Genomic DNA, 18234 nt, shown 5'->3' with positions numbered 1-18234 from the left:
TGGTCCCCACCTCGCGCCCGTTCGCGTATGGTCACGCACACCTACTCCCGGCGACCGTGGTGCATCCATGATCCGATTCGACAACGTCTCCAAGTCCTACCCGAAGCAGAACCGTCCCGCACTCAGGGATGTGTCCCTCGACATCGCCAAGGGCGAGTTCGTCTTCCTGGTCGGCTCCTCCGGCTCCGGCAAGTCGACGTTCCTGCGCCTGGTCCTGCGCGAGGAACGGGCCAGCCACGGCCAGGTGCACGTCCTCGGCAAGGACCTCGCGAAGCTCTCCAACTGGAAGGTCCCGCACATGCGGCGCCAGCTGGGGACCGTCTTCCAGGACTTCCGTCTCCTGCCCAACAAGACCGTCGCCGAGAACGTCGCCTTCGCCCAGGAGGTCATCGGCAAGCCGCGCGGCGAGATCCGCAAGGCCGTCCCCCAGGTTCTGGAACTGGTGGGGCTCGGCGGCAAGGAAGGACGGATGCCCGGCGAGCTGTCCGGCGGTGAGCAGCAGCGCGTCGCCATCGCCCGCGCCTTCGTCAACCGGCCCGCCCTGCTGATCGCCGACGAGCCGACCGGCAACCTCGACCCGCAGACCTCCGTCGGCATCATGAAGCTGCTGGACCGGATCAACCGGACCGGCACCACCGTGATCATGGCGACGCACGACCAGCAGATCGTCGACCAGATGCGCAAGCGCGTCATCGAACTCGAACAGGGCCGACTCGTGCGCGACCAGTCGCGCGGCGTCTACGGCTACCAGCACTGAAAGGTCCCTGAGACGTCATGCGCGCCCAGTTCGTCATGTCGGAGATCGGCGTCGGCCTCCGCCGCAATCTCACCATGACCTTCGCGGTCATCATCTCGGTGGCTCTCTCGCTGGCCCTGTTCGGCGGCTCCCTCCTCATGCGCGACCAGGTCAGCGCGATGAAGGGGTTCTGGTACGACAAGGTCAACGTCACCGTCTACCTCTGCACCAAGAACGACGCCCTCGACGCCGCCACCGCCACCGTCTCCGCCGGCAGCCCCGCCGACGGGTCGAAGACGGCGGCCGCCGGCTCCGGGCGGCCGTGCTCCAAGGGGGCGGTGACACCTGAGCAGAAGACGGGCATCGAGACCGAGCTCAAGAAGATGGAGCTCGTCCAGACCGTCATGTACGAGTCCTCCGACGAGGCCTACAAGCACTACAAGGAGCGCTTCGGCCACACGGCGCTCGCCTCCGTCGTCACCCCGGACCAGATGCCCGACTCCTTCCGGGTCAAGCTGAAGAACCCGGAGAAGTACGAGGTCATCACCTCCGCCTTCACCGGCCGCGACGGCGTCCAGTCCGTCGCCGACCAGAGTTCCGAACTCGACAACCTCTTCGCGCTCCTCGGCACCCTCAACTGGGCCGCCCTCGGCATCATGCTGATCATGCTGATCGTGGCGTTGCTGCTGATCGTCAACACGGTGCGCGTCTCGGCGTTCAGCCGTCGGCGGGAGACCGGGATCATGCGCCTCGTCGGCGCCTCCGGCTTCTACATCCAGGTGCCGTTCATCATGGAGGCCGCCGTCGCCGGCCTCATCGGCGCGGGGCTCGCCTGCGGCATGCTCGGCGCCGGGCAGTACTTTGTGATCGACCACGGCATCGGGCTGCGCGACAAGCTTCAACTCATCAACTTCATCGGCTGGGACGCGGTCCTCACGAAGCTGCCGCTGGTCCTCGTCATCGGCCTGCTGATGCCCTCCCTCGCCGCTTTCCTCGCGTTGCGCAAGTACCTGAAGGTGTGACGAGTGCCCCGCGGGCAGTGCCCTCAACCCGGCTTGCCACGACGGGGCTTGTCCTAGACTCGGCCACATGCCGGGTCTGCCCGCTCTGTGTCTTCGGCCCCGCGAGCTGCGTCGCGGGGCCGCCTTGACGTTGGTCTTCCTCGTGTCCGTCGCCACCGCCGCGGGCACCGGCTGCTGGGACGCCGCCGAGGCCGGGGGCGACGTACGCACCGTCGCTCGCACGAGCGGCCCGCAGGCCGAGGACGCCCCGCCCGGGGTCGGCGGGGCCGGCGGGACCGCCGACCGGGAGGCCGTCGCGCGCGCCGCCGCCGAGGCCGTCGCGGAGGGGAAGTCGGGCAAGAAGGCCGCCCAGGAGGTGGTCAGCCGCAGCGGCGACCGCTGGGGCACCGTCTACGACCGGGGCGAGTACGCCGCCTTCGCCGAGGACCTCGACGGCTGCTGGACCGGCGTCGGGCTCTGGGCGCGCCGGATGCCGGGCGGCCGCATCGAGGTCGACAGGGTCCAGCCCGACAGCCCCGCCGCCCGCGCCGGGCTGCGCGCCGGCGACCGGCTGCTCAGCGTGGACGGCCAGGCCGTCACCGGCCTCGCCGTCGCCGACGTGGTCGCACTGCTGCGCGGCCGGGCCGGCACGCCGGTCGTGCTGGGTCTCAGCCGTGACGGGGCGGACCTCACCGAGACCGTGCGGCGCGAGCGGATGCGGACAGAGCCGGTGACCGTACGTCGGCTCGCGGACGGCATCACCGTGATCAAGGTCGCCTCCTTCACCCGGGGTTCGGGGGAGCGCGTACGCGACGCCGTGCGCGCCGCCCCGCCCGGCGGCGGGGTGATGCTCGACCTGCGCGGCAACCGGGGCGGGCTGGTCACCGAGGCCGTGACGGCCGCGTCCGCGTTCCTGGACGGCGGGCTCGTGGCGACGTACGACGTACGGGGTTCCGAGCGCGCCCTGTACGCCCGGCCCGGCGGGGACACGGCGCGGCCGCTGGTCGCCCTGGTCGACGGGGGCACGATGAGCGCGGCCGAGCTGGTCACCGGCGCCCTCCAGGACAGGGGCCGCGCCGTCACGGTCGGCACCCGCACCTTCGGCAAGGGCACGGTGCAGATGCCGACGGAGCTGCCGGGCGGGTCGGTGGCGGAGCTGACCGTCGGCACGTACCGCACCCCGGCCGGCCGCAGCCTCGACGGCGCCGGCATCACCCCGGACCTGGAGGCGGGCGAGCGGGCCGAAGAGCGGGCCCGTGCGGTATTGGGTGGCCTCGGGGTGGGTCCTTAGTGCGAAAATGGCCGCACTATGGCTAAGGAAAAAGGGCGCAAGCTGATCGCCCAGAACAAGAAGGCGCGGCACGACTACACGATCATCGACACCTACGAGTGCGGGATCGTCCTGACGGGCACCGAGGTCAAGTCCCTGCGCCAGGGCCGGGCCTCGCTGGTCGACGGCTTCGTGTCCGTGGAGGGCCGCGAGGTCTGGATGTACAACGTGCACGTGCCGGAGTACAGCCAGGGCACCTGGACCAACCACAGCGCGCGACGCAAGCGCAAGCTGCTCCTGCACCGCGAGGAGATCGACAAGCTGGAGCGGAAGGCGGACGAGTCCGGCCACACGGTCGTGCCGCTGTCCCTCTACTTCAAGGACGGCCGCGCGAAGGTCGAGATCGCGCTGGCGAAGGGCAAGAAGGAGTACGACAAGCGGCAGACCCTGCGGGAGAAGCAGGACACCCGCGAGACGAACCGGGCGATCTCGGCGATCCGCCGCAAGCAGCGGGGCACGGTTTAATCACCTGGCATCCCGTGGTCCACTTCGCGTACCATGGGGTTCAGCACCGCACCGCCCCCGGGTGGCGCGGTTTGTCAAAAAAACATGGGGATGATCGGTTTCGACAGCGGCTGTCGATGCAGGGGAAGCGAGCCGAGGAAGCGGCAATGATCTCGCTAACCACATGTCGCAAAAAATAATCGCCAACTCCAAGAGCGATAACTCCCGCTTCACCCTCGCTGCCTAATAACAGTGAGCTGAAGCCTCTGTGAGGAGCGTCAGCCCGGAAGTGGTCCCGGTCCGGATCCTGGCGTCAACTAGGGATCTAAACCTCTAGCCCCGGTCACGGGGGTTGGAGGGAAACCAAACAGTGACTGAGCCCGTCGGAGACTTGTCCGTGTGATCTCCGGGGCCGAGAAAAGCGCAGCGGACTGCGCTCGGAGAAGCCCTGCTTCTGCACCGTTGGACGCGGGTTCGATTCCCGCCATCTCCACTCATCCCATGTGGGCGAAGCCCCCGCGACCGGTTGGTCGCGGGGGCTTCGTCATTCCCGCAGAGTCCACGGGAAGGGCGACGCGGCGGTACCGTAAGACTCCACTCCCGAGTGGAGCCCTACCGAGGAGGACACGTGAGTACGCCGATCGCCGCCGACGGCGGGCCGCTGATCCCCATGCCGGAACTCACGCCCGCCGCCCTCCGTGAGGCCGTCGCGAAGATCGCCCCCAGCCGGGTGTCGGATCTGACGCAGCACCTCTTCGAGGCCACGACAAGTGCCCAGCAGGCACAGTCCCTGGCCCCGCTGCGGGCCTTCATCCACTCCTGGGCCGTCTTCGTGGAGATCGAACGTCATCCCCGAAGAGCCGCACGCCTCCACGCTCTGGAACGGCTGATCCAGGCGGGCGTGGACGATCCGGCGCCCGCACTGGCGGAAATCCAGCAGATCCTTGACAAGGCAGAGGCCGAGACCGGGCTGTGAGCGACTGGACCTGGGACTACAACACCGACGACCACGCGCATGTGACCGGCGGTCTGCCGCCCGGGGTGATCGCGGAGGTGGAGCGGATCGCCACGGAGCTGTCGGCGCTGGGCCGGGATGCGGAAAGTGTCGGACGTCCCACCGGAAGGGCCGGTGGCCTGCGCGAATTCGACATCTTCGGAGGGCGCGGTTTCATCAGCTTTCTGGCCGTCCCCAGGCACGAGTGCGTGTACGTCTGCCGCATCACCTGGTACGCCTGAGTGTGCCCACCGTGCCGGGCGAAGCCCCCGCGACCGGTTGGTCGCGGGGGCTTCGTCGTGGGTGGGGTGGGTCAGCCCGTGGGGTGGGTCAGCAGAACGGGATCTTGTTGAGGTTCAGGGCGTAGCGGGCGGTGATCCAGCCGGAGCCGTCGGCGAGCTTGTACCAGATCGAATTGCCGTCGACCTTCTGGCCGTTGACCTTGCACTGGAGGGCGACGATCTCGCCGCTCGGGATCTTGTCGAGCTTCTCGTAGTGCGTGCCCGGCCCGGAGCGGACGCCGAGGCTCTTGACGGAGCCGATGATGCGGGCCTTCGGGGTGGAGCCGTTCTGGTGGCCGGGCTTGCTCGGCTTACCCGGCTTGCTCGGCTTGCCGTGGTGGTCGGGCTTGCCGTGGTGGCCGCCGCACTTCTTGCAGACGCCGGGCTTGCCCTGGTCGCCCTTCGGGCCCTGGGGGCCCGTCGGGCCGGTCGGGCCCTGGGGGCCGCCGGAGGGGCCCGTCGGGCCGGTTTCGCCCTGCTGCCCCTGCGGGCCGGTGGGGCCGGTCGGGCCGGTGGGGCCGGTGTTGCCGGTGGTGCCCTGCGGACCGGTCGGGCCGGTTTCACCCAGCTGCCCCTGCGGGCCCGTGGGGCCAGTGGGGCCGGTGTTGCCGTCGTTGCCCTGCGGACCCGTCGGGCCGGTGGCGCCCGTGGGGCCGGCCGGGCCCGTCGGGCCGCCGGAGGGACCGGTCGGGCCGGTTTCGCCCTGCGGGCCGGTCGGGCCGGTGGGTCCGGTGTTGCCGAGGGGGCCGGTCGGGCCGGTGTTGCCGATGTCGCCCTGCGGGCCGGTGGGTCCGGTCGGGCCGGGGTTGCCGGTGGGACCCGTCGGGCCTGTGTTGCCGGTTTCGCCCTGGGGGCCCTGCGGGCCGGTGGGGCCGCGGTCGCCCACGTCGCCGCGGTCGCCCTTGGGTCCGCGGTCGCCGGTGTCGCCCCGGTCTCCCTTGTCCCCCTTGTCTCCCTTGTCGCCCTTCGGGCCGGGGCGGCCCGGCTTGCCGTGGTGGCCGTGGTGGCCGTCGTGGCCCGGCCGGCCGTCGTCGCCCTTCGGGCCGGTGACCGGCGTGGCCACCGCGAACAGCACCGGGTCGTCGGTGCCGGTGGCCCACTCGCCGCCGTCCAGGGTCGTGCCCTCCGGCGCCTTGGCGTCGACCTTCAGGGTCACCGCCATGCGCGTCTGCCGGCGGGCCGGGAAGGCGAACCCGGCGCGGGTGCCGGCCTGGCAGGTCAGCAGGCGGGCGTCGGCGGAGCGGTCGCACGAGCCGCCGGCCCGCTGCCCGTTCCAGTAGAAGCGGGCCTCGGGGAACGTCGTCCGTTCCGGGGCGGTGATCCGGAACGTTCCGCTGTGGGACGCCTCCTGCCCGCTGACCGCCGTGATGACCACGCGGCCCGTCTTGCCGGGGGCGATCGAGGGGACGTACGGCTGGGAGAAGCGGATGTGCGAGGAGTCGGCCAGGGCGGGCGCGGTCGGCAGCAGCCAACTCGCGGTGACGGCCGCGACGATCAGGGCCGAGGACACGGAACGGGAAGCAGACAAGGGGAGTTCCTCCGCGAAGGGAAGGGTGTGAAGACCCCCCAGTTATGGCCGATCATGTGCGCCACGTGCACGTACCACGCGGGCGCCGTCACTCGCCCGCCGGAGCGATCGCCCCGACATGGTGCACAGGACGCCACACCGCGCGCAGCGTCAGGGCGAGCAGCGCGGCGGCCGCGGGCAGGGCGTAGGCCGTCGTCGTGCCGAGGTGGTCGACGGCCTGGCCGGCCGTGGCGGAACCGGCCGCGATCCCGGCCAGTATGGCGGTGACGGCCAGGGTCATGCCCTCGTTGAGCCGCCCCTGCGGGGTGGCCCGCTGGACCAGGGACATCGCCGTGACCATCACCGGGGCCGTGGCGATGCCCGCCAGGAGCAGGGCCGCCGCCAGGAGCGGGAGGGAACCCGCGCCCGCCGCGGCCCACGGGAGGGCCATCGCGACGGCCAGGGCGCACAGGCAGGTGGTCAGGCTCCGGGGGCGCAGGGTGCCGTAGAGCAGGCCGGCGAGGCAGGAGCCCGCCGCCTGGAGGGCCAGTACGGGGCCGGACGCCGCGCCGAGCCCCTCGGCGGCGAGGTGCGCCACCGAGGTCACCTCCATCGAACCGAACACCACCCCGGTCGCGAAGAGCACCCCGAGCAGCGCCGGCAACCGGCGCAGCGGCGACGGGCCCCGGGTGGGCGGCGTGCCGGTGGCGGGGGGTTGTGTGGCCCGGTGGGCGGTGAAGATCAGCATGCCGGTGAGCAGCAGGACCGCGCCGGCGAGGGTGCCCGCCTCGGGGAACACGGTGGTGCACAGGAAGGCCGCGAGGACGGGGCCGAGCATGAAGCACAGTTCGTCGGCGGCCTGTTCGAAGGAGAGGGCGGTGTGCCGGGCGTCGGGCGGCAGGAGGTGGTTCCAGCGGGCGCGGGCCATGCCGCCGATGTTGGGGGTGGTCGCGGTGGCGGCGTAGGAGGCGAAGAGGGTCCAGGCCGGAGCGTGCGTCCGGACGCACACCACCAGGCACAGCGAGCCGAGGACCGCGATCACCGTGGCCGGTACGGCGATCCGGGCCTGGCCGTGGCGGTCGATCAGGCGGGCCGTCCACGGCCCGACGACGGCGGTGGCGGCCATGCCGGTCGCGGTGACCGCGCCGGCGAGGGCGTACGAACCGCGCTGCGCGGCGATCATCATGACCGCGCTGATCCCGAACATGCCCATGGGGAGGCGGGCGAGGAGGTTGCCGGTGGTGAAGCCGCGACTGCCGGGGAGGTCGAACAGGCGGGCGTACGGGGTCCATATGTGCGGGGATCGGCGCGGCGGACGCGGGGTGCGGGTTGGCGCGGCGGTGGTCGGGGTTGCGGTGGTCGGGGCGGCGGGTGCCGCCACGACGAGGGTGCTGCCCGTCACGGCCAGGAGCGGGGGGTTCTGCGGCATGCTCCGAGCCTGCGGCCCGCGCCCCCGCGCGGTCCAACACCCGTTCAGGACCGATTCACCGCATTCCGTTGTCAGTCCGCGTTGTTAATCTCCGGGGGTGAATTCCCGCCATGTCGACCCCCGACTGTTGCGCGGCTTCGTCGCCGTGGCCGAGGAGCTGCACTTCTCCCGCGCCGCCGCCCGCCTCTACGTCGCCCAGCAGGCCCTGAGCCGTGACGTACGCCGCCTCGAACAGGCCCTCGACACCACCCTGTTCCTGCGCACCACCCGGGCCGTCGAACTCACCGCCGAGGGGGAACGCCTCCTGCCGCACGCCCGCGAGGTGCTGCGCGCCCACGAGGAACTCGCCGCCGCTTTCGCCGGACCGCCCCGCGCCCTGCTCGTCGACGTCAACACCGACGGCCCCGGCACCGGCCGGCGGGTCCTGGAACGGGCCCGCGAACTCGCCCCCGGCCAGGAACTGATGGCCCGCTTCGAAAGCGGCCTCACCCACGCCGCCGCCGAGATCGTCGCCGGCCGCCTCGACGTCTCGTTCGGCTACGTCCACGGACTCGACCCGGCCCTGCGCGCCCGCCTCGCCCACCTTCCCGTACGCCACGAACCGCTCGCCGTGCTGCTGCCCGAGGACCACCCCCTGGCCGAATGCGACGAGGTCCCGCTGGACGCGCTCTCCGGGGAGAGCGTGTACGCCGGCGCCGGCAACCCCCGCACCCTGGAGTGGACCGGCCTGGCCCGCGAACTGTTCACCGGACGCGGTATCGCGCTCGCTCCGCCGGCGCCCGTCGCGGTCGGCAAGGAGGAGTTCCGGCGGGTCATGGCCAAGACCCGCAACCCGGTCCTGGCCACCGTCGGCTTCGTGGACCTGCCCGGCAGCGTCAAACGGCCCCTGACCGCCCCCGTACCGCTCTCCCCCCTGTCGATGGTGTGGCGGCGCGGCCTGACCCACCCCGGCCTCGACGCCCTCGCCCGCGCCGTCGGCGAACTCCAGGCCGCCCACCGCTGGCTGGAAGTCCCTCCGGGCAGCTGGCTGCCGGCCGCGCTCACATCGCCGCCCGCCGGCGGGTGAGTGCAAGGTTTCCCGCCGGTCATCCGGCGGGGACCGGGGCCGAAACGCGCCGTTCCTACGGTCTGACCACGGACGCGACAGCAGCTGTGGAGGCGTGTGATGACCGGTACGACCGCACCGCGCGGGTCAGGTCGCTGGATCGAGCGATGGGATCCCGAGGACGAGACCTTCTGGAGGGAGACCGGGGAGCGCATCGCCCGCCGCAACCTCCTGTACTCCGTGCTCTCCGAGCACATCGGCTTCTCCATCTGGTCCCTGTGGTCGGTGATGGTCCTCTTCATGGGCCCCGCCTACGGCATCGACCCGGCCGGGAAGTTCTTCCTCATCGCCACCGCCACCTGCGTCGGCGCCCTGGTCCGGGTTCCCTACACCTTCGCCGTCGCCCGTTTCGGGGGCCGCAACTGGACCGTGGTCAGCGCCCTGCTGCTGCTCGCGCCGACGGTGGCCGCGCTGGTCGTCATGGAGCCCGGGACCTCGTACGGGACCTTCCTGGCCGTCGCCGCCCTGACGGGGGTGGGCGGAGGCAACTTCGCCTCCTCCATGACCAACATCAACGCCTTCTTCCCGCTGCGCCGCAAGGGCTGGGCGCTCGGCCTCAACGCGGGCGGCGGCAACATCGGCGTCCCCGTCGTCCAACTCGCCGCCCTGCTGGTCATCGCCACCGCCGGCGCCGGCCACCCGCGGCTGCTGCTCGCCGCCTACCTGCCGCTGATCGTCCTCGCGGCCGTCCTCGCGCTGCTGAGGATGGACAACCTGGCGCCCGTACGGAGCGACGCGGGCGCCGTCCGCGCCGCGCTGCGCGAGCGGCACACGTGGATCATGGCGTTCCTGTACGTCGGCACGTTCGGGTCCTTCATCGGCTACAGCTTCGCCTTCGGGCTGGTCCTCCAGACCCAGTTCGGCCGCACCCCGCTCCAGGCCGCCTCGCTCACCTTCATCGGACCGCTGCTCGGCTCGCTCGTGCGGCCCGTCGGCGGGGCGCTCGCCGACCGCTTCGGCGGCGCGCGGATCACGCTCGTCACCTTCGTGGCGATGGCCGCGGCGACCGGCGTCGTCGTCCTGGCCTCCGTACGGGAATCCCTGCCGGTGTTCCTCGCCGGGTTCGTCGCCCTCTTCGCGCTCAGCGGCGCCGGCAACGGGTCCACGTACAAGATGATCCCCGGCATCTTCCAGGCCGAGGCCCTCGCCCGGGGACTGGACGCCGACGCCGCGGCCGCCGAGGGGCGCCGGCTCTCCGGCGCCGCCATGGGCCTGATCGGCGCGGTCGGCGCGCTCGGCGGCCTCGCCATCAACCTGGTCTTCCGGGAGGCGTTCCTCGGATCCGGCTCCGGCACGGCCGCCTTCGTCACCTTCCTCGGCTTCTACGCGGCGTGCTGCGCCGTCACCTGGGCGGTATACCTTCGCCGGCCCGTCGCGGCGCCGCTCCCGGGCGCCGGGGAGCCGGTGAAGGCGCAGCTCACCTCCGTGTGACGGGAGGTGAGGGGGGTGCGGGGGTGAGCGCGGGTGTGCGCGGGGGCGCGGCACGCTCGCGTTACGGCCCCGAAATACGGTGGAACCGAGTCTGACACGGCGCCTTGGCAGGCTCGGATCGCGCGCACTGACCGCACGCGGTCGATGCAGGACGAAAGACCCCCCACTGGGCAAGGCAGTCAAGGCAGGACACCACATGGACGACGACGACACGCGGACCGACCCCGTCGCCGGGCCGCTGGCCGGTTTCACGGTCGGTGTCACCGCCGCCCGACGGGCCGACGAACTGATCGCCCTGCTGCGCCGGCGCGGGGCGTCCGTGGTGCACGCGCCCGCCCTGCGGATCGTGCCGCTCGCCGACGACAGCGAGCTGATGGCCGCCACCAAAGGCCTGATCGACTGCCCGCCGGACGCGGTCGTCGCCACCACCGCCATCGGCTTCCGCGGCTGGATCGAGGCCGCCGACGGCTGGGGCATCGGCGAGGAACTGCTCGCCCGACTGCGGACCACCGAACTCCTGGCGCGCGGCCCGAAGGTCAAGGGCGCCGTACGGGCCGCCGGACTGGTCGAGGCCTGGTCCCCGCAGTCCGAGTCCCTCGCCGAGGTACTGGAACGACTGCTGGCCGGCGGGGTCGCCGGCCGGCGGATCGCCCTCCAGCTCCACGGGGAACCCCTGCCCGGCTTCGTCGAGGCGCTGCGCGCCGGCGGGGCCGAGGTGGTGCCCGTACCGGTGTACCGGTGGATGCCGCCCGAGGACCTCGCGCCGCTGGACCGGCTGCTGGACGCGGTGGCCGTCGGGGCCGTCGACGCCGTCAGCTTCACCTCCGCTCCGGCGGCGGCCTCGCTGCTGTCCCGGGCCGCCGAACGGGGACTGCGCGAAGCCGTACTGGAAGCGCTGCGGGGGCCGGTGCTGGCCGCCTGCGTCGGGCCGGTGACCGCGCTGCCGCTCCAGGCCGAGGAGGTGGCGACCGTCCAGCCGGAACGCTTCCGGCTCGGGCCGCTCGTCCAGGTGCTGTGCCGGGAACTTCCGGGGCGGGCCCGGGTGTTGCCCGTAGCGGGACACCGGCTGGAGATCCGCGGGCAGGCGGTGCTGGTCGACGCCGTGCTGCGCCCGGTCCCGCCCGCCGGGATGGCCCTGCTGGAGTCCCTCGCGCGGCGGCCGGGGTGGGTGGTGTCGCGGGCGGAGCTGCTGCGGGCGCTGCCGGGGGCGGGGCGCGACGAACACGCCGTGGAGACGGCGATGGCCCGACTGCGGGCGGCGCTGGGGGTGCCGACGCTGATCCAGACGGTGGTCAAGCGGGGGTACCGGCTGTCGCTGGACGCGGGGGAGTGCGTGGGGGAGGGGGCGGGGGCTCGGTCGGGATCTCCGCCGGGGCCGGGGGCGGGGTCGCCGTGGGGTTCCGGGGGGCCGGGGGCGTCGGCTAGCGTGCCGGGGTGATCATTGACGGGGTGGAGATGCGCGGCCTCACGCTCGACGACGCCGCCGCGCTGGCCGACGTACTGACCCGCAACCGCGCGTACATGGCGCCCTACGAGCCCCACCGGGACGAGGCGTTCTACACCGAGGCGGGCCAGCGCGCCCGCATCGAGGGCCTGCTCGGCGAACGCGACGCCGGGCGCATGATCCCGTACGTCCTCGTCGAGACGGCGACCGGCGCGCCCGTCGGGGCGATCAACCTGGCCAACATCACCTTCGGACCGCTGTGCGGCGCCGGCATCGGCTACTGGGTCGACCAGACCCGCAACGGCCGGGGCCTGGCCACCGCCGCCGTCGAGGAGGTCTGCCGCACGGCCCGCGACGAACTCGGCCTGCACCGGATCGAAGCCGGCACCCTCGTGGACAACGTCGCCTCCCGACGAGTGCTCGCGAAGGCCGGTTTCACCGAGTACGGCCTCGCCCCCCGCTACCTCCACATCAACGGCGCCTGGCGCGACCACCGCCTCTTCCAACGCCTGCTCCACGACGACCCGCCCGCCGCGTAGCCCCCCGCGCGGGGGCTTCCGCAACGACCGCCCCGACGGCACTCTGGGGGAGGCGTACCACGGCGACCGGGGCGGTGACCGAGGCGGTGACGGGCATGTGGTTCGACTCCGGGCGGGTCTGTCTCGACCTGCTGGCCACCACCCGGACCCCCGGGGGCGGCCCCGAGCAGATCCGCGACGGCGACGAGCTGCGGCTGTGGCTCGTCGGCGCGGGGCTCGTCCCCGACCGGACCCCCCTGGGACGGCTGGGCCCCGACTGGGTGGCCGCGTTCCGCGACCTGCGCGCCGATGTGGACCACCTCGTGAGGGCGGAGCTGGGGGGTGGCGGACCGCAGGAGGGCTCGCTGGCCCGACTGAACGCCGCCGCGGCGGGACCGCCCCCGGGCCTGTGCGCCGTCCGGGACCAGGAGGGCCACCTGGTGCGGGAGCTGTGCGGGCGGGTGGAGTGCGCGGGGCTGCTGTCCACGGTGGCCCGGGACGCGGTGGAACTCCTCACCGACCCCGGCGACCTGGCCCTGCTGCGCACCTGCGCCGGCGACGGCTGCGCCCGCGTCTACCTCGACACCTCCCGCGGCCACCGCCGCCGCTGGTGCTCCAGCGAACTCTGCGGCAACCGCGAGCGCGTGGCGAGACACCGGCGCCGAAGGGTGGGCACGGCGGGGTAGGGGCGTCGTTTCCCGCGTACCCGCTTCCCGGGGTGCGGGTGGGTGGGGGTAGGGGCGGAATCCCCCGGGGCGGGATCAGAGATGCCTTGGGGGTTTCCCGTCACTCTCATCGTCCTTCCGCGTCGCACTCCTCATATCTCGGCGTCCGCCGGCCGTCTTGGGCCGATACCCGCCCCAAAAGACGATCAGAGTGCTGTGGCGGGCGGTCAGGCGCATCGGCTCGCTGCGCGCTGCCCACGTCTTGGCGGCCGGCGGCCGTCTTGGGCTGGTCGTAGGCGGGTTCGAGGTTGGTGGCGGCGGTGGTGAATTCGCGGCCGGAGGCGGCGCGGATGTAGGCGAGGTGCATCCAGCGCTCGATGCCGGTGTCGGAGACGTTCTCGTTGATCACGGCCATCAGCTCGCCCTCCGTGCCGGAGGCGATGTCGCGCACGCGATGGCGTAGGAGTCGGTGGGGTACGTATTCGTAGCGCTCACTCATCGGCCGGCTCCTCGATGGAGGCGATGAAGCGGTCCCAGCCGGCGCGTGCGCGGTCGAGAAGGCGTCCTGGCGGGAGGTAAGCCGGCCGCCCGGTCCCGACAGGGGCTTTGAGCGCCCGGATGCCTGGGACTCGCCCGACCGCTCGTCTCTTCGCTGACGGGAAAGCCCCATACCTTCTCTGATCCCGTCCGGGGGGATTCCGCCCCCACCCCCACCCGACCCCGGGCGGTCAGGTTGGCCGGAATGCCGCGTGCTCGTCGTGATTCCGCACGGCGCGGGGGGCGTCGGGCGGAACCCGCGTGCACAGGGGCGTCGGATTCGCGTACGGTTGACGGTCGCCCATGCACGTCAGAAGGGGGCCTTGGTGGCCGCGCAGAATGCCGCTGTCGACAGCACGGCGGATTCCGTCCGCGATCGGGAGATCGCGGTCGAGCAGACGCATCTCGATCAGGTGTACCGACGCCTTGAGGAGAAGATCCACGAGGCCGAGTTCCTCATGAACGACGCCGCCCAGCGCGGCCAGGTCGGTACCCCCGGCGCGCTCGCCGAGCGGGACGCGCAGGTGTTCCGCGCCGGGATCCACCTCAACCGGCTCAACAACGAGTTCGAGGACTTCCTCTTCGGGCGGATCGACCTCGTCCTCGGCAAGGACGGGGAGCGGGGGCCCGACGGGGCCTACACCTCCGTCCAGCCCGCCGAGGACGCGATCCGGCCCGACCTCACCGCCGACATCGCCGAGACGCTCCACATCGGGCGCATCGGCGTGCTCGACGCCGACTATTCGCCGCTCGTCATCGACTGGCGGGCCCCGGCCGCCGCGCCGTTCTACCGGTCGACCCCCAAGGACCCCGGCCGCGTCGTGCGGCGTCGCGTGATCCGTTCCAAGGGGCGCAAGGTGCTCGGCGTCGAGGACGACCTGATGCGGCCCGAGGTCACCGCGTTCCTGGACGGCCGCGAGCTGCCCGCCATCGGCGACGGCGCGCTGATGGCCTCCCTCGGGCGGGCCCGTACGCACACCATGCGCGACATCGTGTCGTCCATCCAGGCCGAGCAGGACCTCGTCATCCGCGCCCCCGCCGCCTCCGTCGCCGAGGTCGCGGGCGGGCCCGGGACCGGGAAGACGGCCGTCGCGCTGCACCGGGCCGCGTACCTGCTGTACCAGGACCGGCGCCGCTACTCCGGCGGCATCCTGATCGTCTCCCCGACGCCGCTGCTCGTCGCCTACACCGAGGGCGTCCTGCCCTCCCTCGGCGAGGAGGGCCAGGTCGCGATCCGCGCGCTCGGCTCGCTGGTCGACGGGGCCGAGGCGACCACGTACGACGAACCGGACGTGGCCCGCGTCAAGGGCTCCTCCCGCATGCTCAAGGTGCTCCGCAAGGCCGTCCGCGGCGCCCTGGAGCTGGGCGACGCCCCCGAGCGGCTGCGCGTGGTGGCCTTCGGGCGGCGCCAGGAGCTGGAGGCGCCCGAGCTGAACCGGATCCGGCAGACCGTCCTCGGCGGGACCGCGCCCGTGAACCTGCTGCGCCCCCGCGCCCGCAGGCTGCTCCTCGACGCCCTCTACGCCAAGACGGGCGCGGCCGGCCGGCACTCGGACCCGGAGCTGGCCGCCGAGCTGCGCTCGGCCTTCGACGAGGACATCTCCACGGAGGACGAGTTCATCGCCTTCCTCGACGCCTGGTGGCCCGAGCTGACCCCGCGCCGGGTGCTCGCCGCCATGGCCGACGAGCGGCGCCTCGGCCGCTGGTCGCGTCGGGACCTGAACCCGCGCGAGACCCGCCGGCTGGCCCGTTCGCTGCGCCGGGTCGGCCCGGACGGCAAGGGGCCGCTGTCGGTGCACGACGTGGCCCTCCTGGACGAGCTCCAGCAGCTCCTCGGCGCTCCGGCGCGGCCCAGGCGCAAGCAGGAGATGGATCCGCTCGACCAGCTCAGTGGGCTGGAGGAGCTGATGCCGACCCGCGAGGAGACCCAGTGGGAGCGCGCGGAGCGGATCGCGGCCGAGCGCACCGAGTACGCGCACGTCATCGTCGACGAGGCGCAGGACCTGACGCCCATGCAGTGGCGGATGGTGGGCCGGCGCGGCCGTACGGGCACCTGGACGGTGGTCGGCGACCCGGCGCAGTCCTCCTGGACCGACCCCGACGAGGCCGCCGCGGCCCGTGACGAGGCGCTGGGGACCCGGCCGCGCCGGCGATTCACCCTGACCGTGAACTACCGCAACCCGGCCGAGGTCGCCGAGGTGGCGGCGCGGGTCCTGGAGCGGGCCATGCCGGGCATGGAGCCGCCGACGGCGGTGCGTTCCACGGGCTTGGAGCCGCGCTTCGCGGTCGCCTCCGGCGACCTGGGCGCGGCGGTGCGCGAGGAGACCCGTCGGCTGCTGGAGCAGGTCGACGGGACGGTCGGCGTGGTCGTGGCCATGGACCGGCGCGCGGAGGCGGCGGGTTGGCTCGCCGACCTGGGCGAGCGGGCGGTGGCCCTGGGCAGCCTGGAGGCCAAGGGCCTGGAGTACGACGCCACGGTGGTGGTCTCCCCGGCGGAGATCGCCGAGGAGTCCCCGGCGGGCCTGCGCGTGCTCTACGTGGCCCTCACGCGCGCGACGCAGCAGCTGACGGTGGTCTCGACGGACGGCGACGCTCCGGGCGCGGACGGGGTCCCGGAGCTGCTGCGCCCCTGACCGGAGCTCCGGCGCCCCCTGACCGGGGCTCCCGGACCGGGCACCCCCGCCGACCGGGGTCGCCGGACCGCGCGCCCGCACCCGAGGCGCGCGGCCGGATGGCCCGCGGCCAGGCGCGTGAGGGGTCGGCCGACTCGCGGGAGGGGGGACCGCTTTCGGCGATCCTTTGTTAGCCTTGGTGGGACACCGGCTCGATCCAAGCCCCCGGGCCCAACCTTCGTCGCCTAGAGCGACCACTTGCCGCGAGGCGAGCATGGCGGGTCGGTGTCTCAGTCGGAGCAACAGGTCCGCGTCCTCCCTCTCCGGGGAGGGCGCGGACCTGTTCGCGTTTCGGCTCGGGTCCGGCTCGCGTCGCGGCTCCTGTGCGGGCTCGCGTCGTGGCTCGGGTTTCGGCCACGTTCGTAGAGATCAACGATTCCCCTGGCCCCCCACTTTCTCGTATGGTGGAAGAGTTCTTCCGAAATTTGTAGCTGGTTACCGCATACTGGCTGGTAGGTGGGACGATCGGACAACGGGACCCGTCACACCTGCCGTGTGCGGGCCCCCGCGTACAGGATGAACAGGGACAGAAGAGGAACACGGCCATGGCAACGGCGCCCAGCGTCTCGTATTCGATGACGGTCCGGCTGGAAGTGCCCGCGAGCGGAACCGCGGTCTCCCAGCTCACCACCGCCGTGGAGTCCTCGGGGGGATCGGTCACGGGTCTCGACGTGACCGCGTCCGGCCACGAGAAGCTCCGGATCGACGTCACCATCGCCGCGACCTCGACCGCGCACGCGGACGAGATCGTCGAGAAGCTGCGCGGCATCGAGGGCGTCAGCCTGGGCAAGGTCTCCGACCGAACCTTCCTGATGCACCTCGGCGGCAAGATCGAGATGTCGTCCAAGCACCCCATCCGCAACCGTGACGACCTCTCGATGATCTACACCCCGGGCGTGGCCCGCGTGTGCACCGCGATCGCCGAGAACCCCGAGGACGCCCGGCGCCTCACCATCAAGCGCAACTCCGTCGCAGTCGTGACCGACGGCTCCGCCGTGCTCGGCCTCGGCAACATCGGCCCCATGGCCGCGCTGCCCGTCATGGAGGGCAAGGCGGCCCTCTTCAAGCGCTTCGCCGGCATCGACGCGTGGCCGATCTGCCTGGACACCCAGGACCCCGACGAGATCGTCGCGGTCGTCAAGGCGATCGCGCCGGGCTTCGCCGGCATCAACCTGGAGGACATCTCCGCGCCGCGCTGCTTCGAGATCGAGGCCCGGCTGCGCGAGGCCCTCGACATCCCCGTCTTCCACGACGACCAGCACGGCACCGCCATCGTCGTCCTGGCGGCGCTGACCAACGCACTGCGCGTGGTGGGCAAGGCCGTTGGGGACGTCAAGGTGGTCATGTCGGGCGCCGGCGCGGCCGGTACGGCCATCCTCAAGCTGCTCCTGGCGGCGGGCGTCAAGAACGCGGTCAGCGCCGACATCCACGGCGTCGTGCACGCGGGCCGCCCCGACCTGGTCGACGCGGCCCCCGACTCCCCGCTGCGTTGGATCGCCGACAACACCAACCCCGAGGGTTACACCGGCACCCTCAAGGAGGCCGTGGTCGGCGCCGACGTCTTCATCGGCGTCTCGGCCCCGAACGTGCTCTCCGGCGAGGACGTCGCCGCCATGGCGGACGGCGCCATCGTGTTCGCGCTCGCGAACCCGGACCCCGAGGTGGACCCGGCGATCGCCCGCCAGACCGCCGCCGTCGTGGCCACCGGCCGCTCGGACTTCCCGAACCAGATCAACAACGTGCTGGTCTTCCCGGGCGTCTTCCGCGGCCTGCTGGACGCCCAGTCCCGGACCGTGAACACCGGCATGATGCTGGCCGCCGCGAGCGCGCTCGCCGACGTCGTCGGCGAGGACGAGCTGAACGCGAACTACATCATCCCGTCCGTCTTCAACGACAAGGTCGCGGGCGCCGTCGCCGGCGCGGTCCGGCGCGCGGCCACCGCCGCCACCGCCGAATAGCCGGCGGTCGAGCACGGGTCGAGCGACGCGCCGAGGGTCGACGGGTCCCTGTGACGGGCCCCACCTTCACTCCCGGCGCGTCGCGGGATGCGGGCCCGTCCGGGCGGCCCTAGGGTTGCGGGGATGCCCGCGTGGCCCGCGGTCCGCATCCACCGGGCAACCGGCCGGAGCCTCACGTGCGG

The 18234-nt window shown here is 72.7% G+C and carries 15 protein-coding genes, 1 other RNA gene and 1 pseudogene; 14 read left to right on the top strand and 3 right to left on the bottom strand.

The window, feature by feature from the left end:
* The first annotated feature begins 67 nt into the window (after positions 1–67).
* From ftsE to M4D82_RS13260, 7 genes are all read left to right on the top strand, one after another.
* Positions 68–757, top strand: coding sequence for a cell division ATP-binding protein FtsE (gene ftsE / locus M4D82_RS13290; protein WP_030240478.1), 690 nt, complete (start codon positions 68–70; stop codon positions 755–757).
* A 17-nt stretch (positions 758–774) separates the two neighbouring features.
* Positions 775–1758 carry a permease-like cell division protein FtsX gene (ftsX, locus tag M4D82_RS13285; RefSeq protein ID WP_249766252.1) on the top strand — a complete coding sequence of 328 codons (984 nt, stop codon included), beginning with the start codon at positions 775–777 and terminating at the stop codon, positions 1756–1758.
* Between the two features lie 67 nt (positions 1759–1825).
* Entirely contained in the window at positions 1826–3028 is a 1203-nt protein-coding gene (locus M4D82_RS13280; RefSeq protein ID WP_249766251.1) for a S41 family peptidase, read from the top strand.
* 18 nt (positions 3029–3046) lie between these two features.
* A complete protein-coding gene (smpB, locus tag M4D82_RS13275; protein WP_249766250.1) occupies positions 3047–3532 on the top strand; it encodes an SsrA-binding protein SmpB in 486 nt (161 codons plus the stop codon).
* Between the two features lie 86 nt (positions 3533–3618).
* Positions 3619–4007, top strand: a transfer-messenger RNA (tmRNA) gene (ssrA, locus tag M4D82_RS13270).
* 132 nt (positions 4008–4139) lie between these two features.
* On the top strand, positions 4140–4487 hold the full coding sequence (locus tag M4D82_RS13265; RefSeq protein ID WP_249766249.1) for a hypothetical protein: 348 nt from the start codon (positions 4140–4142) through the stop codon (positions 4485–4487).
* Entirely contained in the window at positions 4484–4747 is a 264-nt protein-coding gene (locus M4D82_RS13260) for a hypothetical protein (protein WP_249766248.1), read from the top strand. The genes M4D82_RS13265 and M4D82_RS13260 overlap by 4 nt, the downstream gene beginning before the upstream one ends.
* Before the next feature lie 88 nt (positions 4748–4835).
* Here the strand turns inward: M4D82_RS13260 and M4D82_RS34050 are convergent, their stop codons facing one another.
* Together M4D82_RS34050 and M4D82_RS13245 are read right to left on the bottom strand one after the other, a co-directional pair.
* Positions 4836–6314, bottom strand: a complete 1479-nt coding sequence (locus M4D82_RS34050; RefSeq protein WP_283844472.1) for an SH3 domain-containing protein — start codon at positions 6312–6314, stop codon at positions 4836–4838.
* 88 nt (positions 6315–6402) lie between these two features.
* A complete protein-coding gene (locus M4D82_RS13245) occupies positions 6403–7722 on the bottom strand; it encodes an MFS transporter (RefSeq protein WP_249766247.1) in 1320 nt (439 codons plus the stop codon).
* 97 nt (positions 7723–7819) lie between these two features.
* Between M4D82_RS13245 and M4D82_RS13240 the strand changes: the two genes are divergently transcribed.
* From M4D82_RS13240 to M4D82_RS13220, 5 genes are all read left to right on the top strand, one after another.
* The gene (locus M4D82_RS13240; RefSeq protein WP_249766246.1) at positions 7820–8788 is read left to right on the top strand and encodes a LysR family transcriptional regulator; all 969 of its coding nucleotides are present in this window, start codon (positions 7820–7822) and stop codon (positions 8786–8788) included.
* Between the two features lie 99 nt (positions 8789–8887).
* Positions 8888–10258 (top strand): nitrate/nitrite transporter, encoded by a 1371-nt coding sequence (locus M4D82_RS13235; RefSeq protein ID WP_249766245.1) that lies wholly within the window; start codon positions 8888–8890, stop codon positions 10256–10258.
* 196 nt (positions 10259–10454) lie between these two features.
* Positions 10455–11696 (top strand): uroporphyrinogen-III synthase, encoded by a 1242-nt coding sequence (locus tag M4D82_RS13230; RefSeq protein WP_249766244.1) that lies wholly within the window; start codon positions 10455–10457, stop codon positions 11694–11696.
* 17 nt (positions 11697–11713) lie between these two features.
* A complete protein-coding gene (locus M4D82_RS13225; protein ID WP_249771751.1) occupies positions 11714–12241 on the top strand; it encodes a GNAT family N-acetyltransferase in 528 nt (175 codons plus the stop codon).
* Between the two features lie 95 nt (positions 12242–12336).
* Positions 12337–12906 (top strand): CGNR zinc finger domain-containing protein, encoded by a 570-nt coding sequence (locus M4D82_RS13220; RefSeq protein ID WP_249771749.1) that lies wholly within the window; start codon positions 12337–12339, stop codon positions 12904–12906.
* A 226-nt stretch (positions 12907–13132) separates the two neighbouring features.
* On the opposite strand, the pseudogene M4D82_RS13215 reads toward M4D82_RS13220, so the two are convergent.
* Positions 13133–13384: pseudogene (locus M4D82_RS13215) on the bottom strand (hypothetical protein); the annotation flags it as partial.
* 364 nt (positions 13385–13748) lie between these two features.
* Between M4D82_RS13215 and M4D82_RS13210 the strand changes: the two are divergent.
* Entirely contained in the window at positions 13749–16055 is a 2307-nt protein-coding gene (locus tag M4D82_RS13210) for a HelD family protein (RefSeq protein ID WP_249766243.1), read from the top strand.
* 584 nt (positions 16056–16639) lie between these two features.
* Positions 16640–18052, top strand: coding sequence for an NAD-dependent malic enzyme (locus M4D82_RS13205; protein ID WP_249766242.1), 1413 nt, complete (start codon positions 16640–16642; stop codon positions 18050–18052).
* Positions 18053–18234: the final 182 nt, after the last annotated feature.

The sequence above is a fragment of the Streptomyces sp. RerS4 genome (assembly GCF_023515955.1).
Lineage (GTDB): Bacteria > Actinomycetota > Actinomycetes > Streptomycetales > Streptomycetaceae > Streptomyces.
Note: the sequence above shows the minus strand (reverse complement) of the source record. Positions and strands in the feature narration are given on the sequence as shown.

Excerpts from the sequence above, each read along its gene's own strand:
- ftsE (WP_030240478.1), top strand. The coding sequence starts at position 68 with ATGATCCGATTCGACAACGTCTCCAAGTCCTACCCGAAGCAGAACCGT.
- ftsX (WP_249766252.1), top strand. The coding sequence starts at position 775 with ATGCGCGCCCAGTTCGTCATGTCGGAGATCGGCGTCGGCCTCCGCCGC.
- M4D82_RS13280 (WP_249766251.1), top strand. The coding sequence starts at position 1,826 with ATGCCGGGTCTGCCCGCTCTGTGTCTTCGGCCCCGCGAGCTGCGTCGC.
- smpB (WP_249766250.1), top strand. The coding sequence starts at position 3,047 with ATGGCTAAGGAAAAAGGGCGCAAGCTGATCGCCCAGAACAAGAAGGCG.
- M4D82_RS13245 (WP_249766247.1), bottom strand. The coding sequence starts at position 7,722 with ATGCCGCAGAACCCCCCGCTCCTGGCCGTGACGGGCAGCACCCTCGTC.
- M4D82_RS13235 (WP_249766245.1), top strand. The coding sequence starts at position 8,888 with ATGACCGGTACGACCGCACCGCGCGGGTCAGGTCGCTGGATCGAGCGA.
- M4D82_RS13230 (WP_249766244.1), top strand. The coding sequence starts at position 10,455 with ATGGACGACGACGACACGCGGACCGACCCCGTCGCCGGGCCGCTGGCC.
- M4D82_RS13225 (WP_249771751.1), top strand. The coding sequence starts at position 11,714 with ATGCGCGGCCTCACGCTCGACGACGCCGCCGCGCTGGCCGACGTACTG.
- M4D82_RS13220 (WP_249771749.1), top strand. The coding sequence starts at position 12,337 with ATGTGGTTCGACTCCGGGCGGGTCTGTCTCGACCTGCTGGCCACCACC.
- M4D82_RS13205 (WP_249766242.1), top strand. The coding sequence starts at position 16,640 with ATGGCAACGGCGCCCAGCGTCTCGTATTCGATGACGGTCCGGCTGGAA.